General features: G+C 47.4%; 2 protein-coding genes. Both read left to right on the top strand.

Going from position 1 to position 2,795, the window contains the following annotated elements:
- The first annotated feature begins 165 nt into the window (after window positions 1-165).
- A complete protein-coding gene (locus tag NUV48_15465; GenBank protein ID MCR4443530.1) occupies window positions 166-1,086 on the top strand; it encodes a methyl-accepting chemotaxis protein in 921 nt (306 codons plus the stop codon).
- Window positions 1,087-1,475: 389 nt separating this feature from the next.
- Complete coding sequence (locus NUV48_15460) at window positions 1,476-2,612, top strand: ATP-binding protein (GenBank protein ID MCR4443529.1); 1,137 nt, start codon at window positions 1,476-1,478, stop codon at window positions 2,610-2,612.
- The last annotated feature ends 183 nt before the right edge of the window (window positions 2,613-2,795 follow it).

The raw sequence follows: 2,795 nt of genomic DNA, 5'->3' as shown, positions 1-2,795 counted from the left end.
TGCTTGATTTGCGATTAGAAAATCATAAAAATAGCTTACATCGCAAAAAGCTCAAATAATATAAATATTGCTAGCCAGGGACAAATGTGTTATATAAAAAACAGCAGGGTTTTCAAAATTTTCCGTTATAACAATAAAAATAGAAATAAGAAGAGGTGACAAAAAATGGAGGGTATTAATCACTATGACCGTCTTGAGAGTCAGGACGCAAATGAGAAATCTAACAACGCCAGTACCAGCCAGGTCAAAGGGATGAAAGTTCTTGAGTATTTCGCCGCGGTCGCCCCGTACATCAATCAAATAACTGCCGCCGACATAGGAATTTCGGTTATTGCCGGCGATACCTACCTGGCATATTGGCCAGCGGAAAGACTCGACCTGGGAAGAAAAGCCGGGGACAAAATATCCCCAGGTACCGTCGCCGAAAGATGCATGAAAGACAAAAAGCGGATCAGTATCGAGGTGCCACAAAAAAAATCTGTTTACGGCGTGCCTTATCTTGCTAACGGGCTCCCTATTCTAGACGACAGCGGTTCCGTAATCGGCTGCATCGTCACCACAGAGACAACAGACACCAGGGAATTTATCCTTACGTCCGCAAGCAACCTGCACTCAGCTTCCGTGCACTTGGCCTCCTTAATCCAGGACCTGACCGCCCAGGCGGAAAAACTGGCGGCGGCAGGACAAACCCTTGATGAGATTGCCAACCGTACACTGGAAAAAGTACAGGACACCAGCACAATAGTATCCTACATCCAAGATATAGCGAAACAAACCAAACTCCTGGGATTGAACGCCGCCATCGAAGCAGCCAGAACAGGAGAAGCGGGCCGCGGCTTCGCCGTCGTAGCCGATGAAATAGGAAAACTGGCCTCGTTCAGCAGCGAGTCGGCCAGGCAGATAAATGACATTCTGAAGGCCCTCAAAGAATCAAACACGCTGTTGGCCAGCCAGAACAAGGACGTAGACAAAGCTGTCCAGCAGCAGCTTGCCGTTATTGAAGAAATCGCCTCCGCCAGCCAGGAGCTTGCCGCCATGGCAGAAGGGCTGCAAAACCAAGCGGGTTCCCTCTATAAGCAAGCTTAAGCCTATACAGATGTTTTTGGTTTTAAATCCCGGAGTTTTTCAGAGGAAACCAATTAGGCTCATACCGCTTTTTTGTTGGGCGGCGTGAAATCCTCTTCGCGCCGCTTCATTCCTCACGCCGCTGGGCTTAATTTTACAAGCGGCGTGAACTCTTCTTTACCATTTAATGCGTTACTTGCTCGGTTTGAGGTCAATCGGGTTGCCCTTCTCATCAACAGGCTGCTCTTCGACTTTTAGGAGTTTGCCGTCTTTATCTCTCCAATGACAGTAAATCGCTGATGCAAATATGCTGCTGTGTAAGAAGAGCAACATTTGTTTCTTGTCACGCCTAGAAAGCGGTGTTACATCACTTAAAACGTGATATAATATCACAAAAGGGGTGAGTTAAAATGAAGGGTGATATTTTGATCAAAGGACTATTCCCCCTTGGCGGGCCTGTTGCCAAAGAAGACCTGGTAGGCCGGGAAGATTTCATAGTTTCTTTGGTTAACCGCCTCTTAGACGGGCAAAGCGTGATGCTGGCCGGACCCCGGCGGATTGGCAAGACGTCTCTGGCCCATGAAGTCTTACGCAGACTGAAAGAAAAAAAGGTTTATACCGCTGCAGTAGACTTCTTCCGCTTTTCCGGCAGGCGGAATTTTGCTGTCAGCTTGATTGACGCGTGCCTGGAAAACAGGACCGGAATCAGCAAGACTTTGAGCATATTACGGGACAAAGCCAAAGCCCTAGCTGGCGGAGCGCAGCTTGCCATCAAACTTGCCGACCTGGAAATTTCCTTCGGCTTTCCCGAAAAAAAAACAGAGGATGAACTCATAGACTACGCTTTACGGCTCCCGGGCATCCTGGCCGCCAGGGATGATAAGCTTATGGTGGTCATGTTCGACGAGTTTCAGGATGCTCGCAGGGTGACAGATACCGAGATATTCAAGCGGATGCGTGCCCATTTCCAGGCGCAAAAGAACGTGACCTGCCTTTTTCTAGGGTCCAAGGAAGGCATGATGCAAACTCTTTTCAGCGAGAGAAAAGAAGCGTTCTACCGCTTTGCCGCCATGCTTCCCATTCCCTATATAGCTGAAGGCGACTGGATACCCTATATCACCCAAAAATTCGCCTCCAGGAACATTCGGACCGATGAGAATGTGGTAAAAGAAATTGTTTTCCTTTCCGGCGGGCACCCGCAAGATACCATGTTCCTCTGTTCGGAAGTTTATTACACCCTTTTGGAAACAGGAGATAATGTCCTTACCCATGATTACGTGCGCTTGGGGTACAGCCGGGCGATGTTGGCTCTCGCCCCAATCTTCGACGAAATGCTGGATGATTTAAGCGCCCGTCCCCAGGTGCGGAGGGTCCTGCACCAGCTTGCGATGGGAGAAAACACTTACCAGGAGGGTATTCATCCCAATAAAGTTAAACGGGCCATTGATAACCTGATTAACAGAGCAATTATTGAAAAAACGGCCCGGGGAAGTTACGTTTTTGTGGAACCAATGTTCCAGCGGTATATTTTGCAGCAGTTTCAATAATCAGGAGTGTAAAAAATTTTGTGTAAATGGAATTTCAATTTCCATGCGATTTGGGGAAGACTATTTCTGGCTCTTACTCGGTAGAAGGATAGAGCAATGCTGAAGAAGGCAAAATTACAATTTTATGCTATAACCCAAGTTTAACAGATAATTAAGGCAGAAAACCCTTGAACCTTAGAGTAT

Source organism: Peptococcaceae bacterium (assembly GCA_024655825.1).
Classification (GTDB): Bacteria; Bacillota; Peptococcia; order DRI-13; family PHAD01; genus JANLFJ01.
Note: the sequence above shows the minus strand (reverse complement) of the source record. Positions and strands in the feature narration are given on the sequence as shown.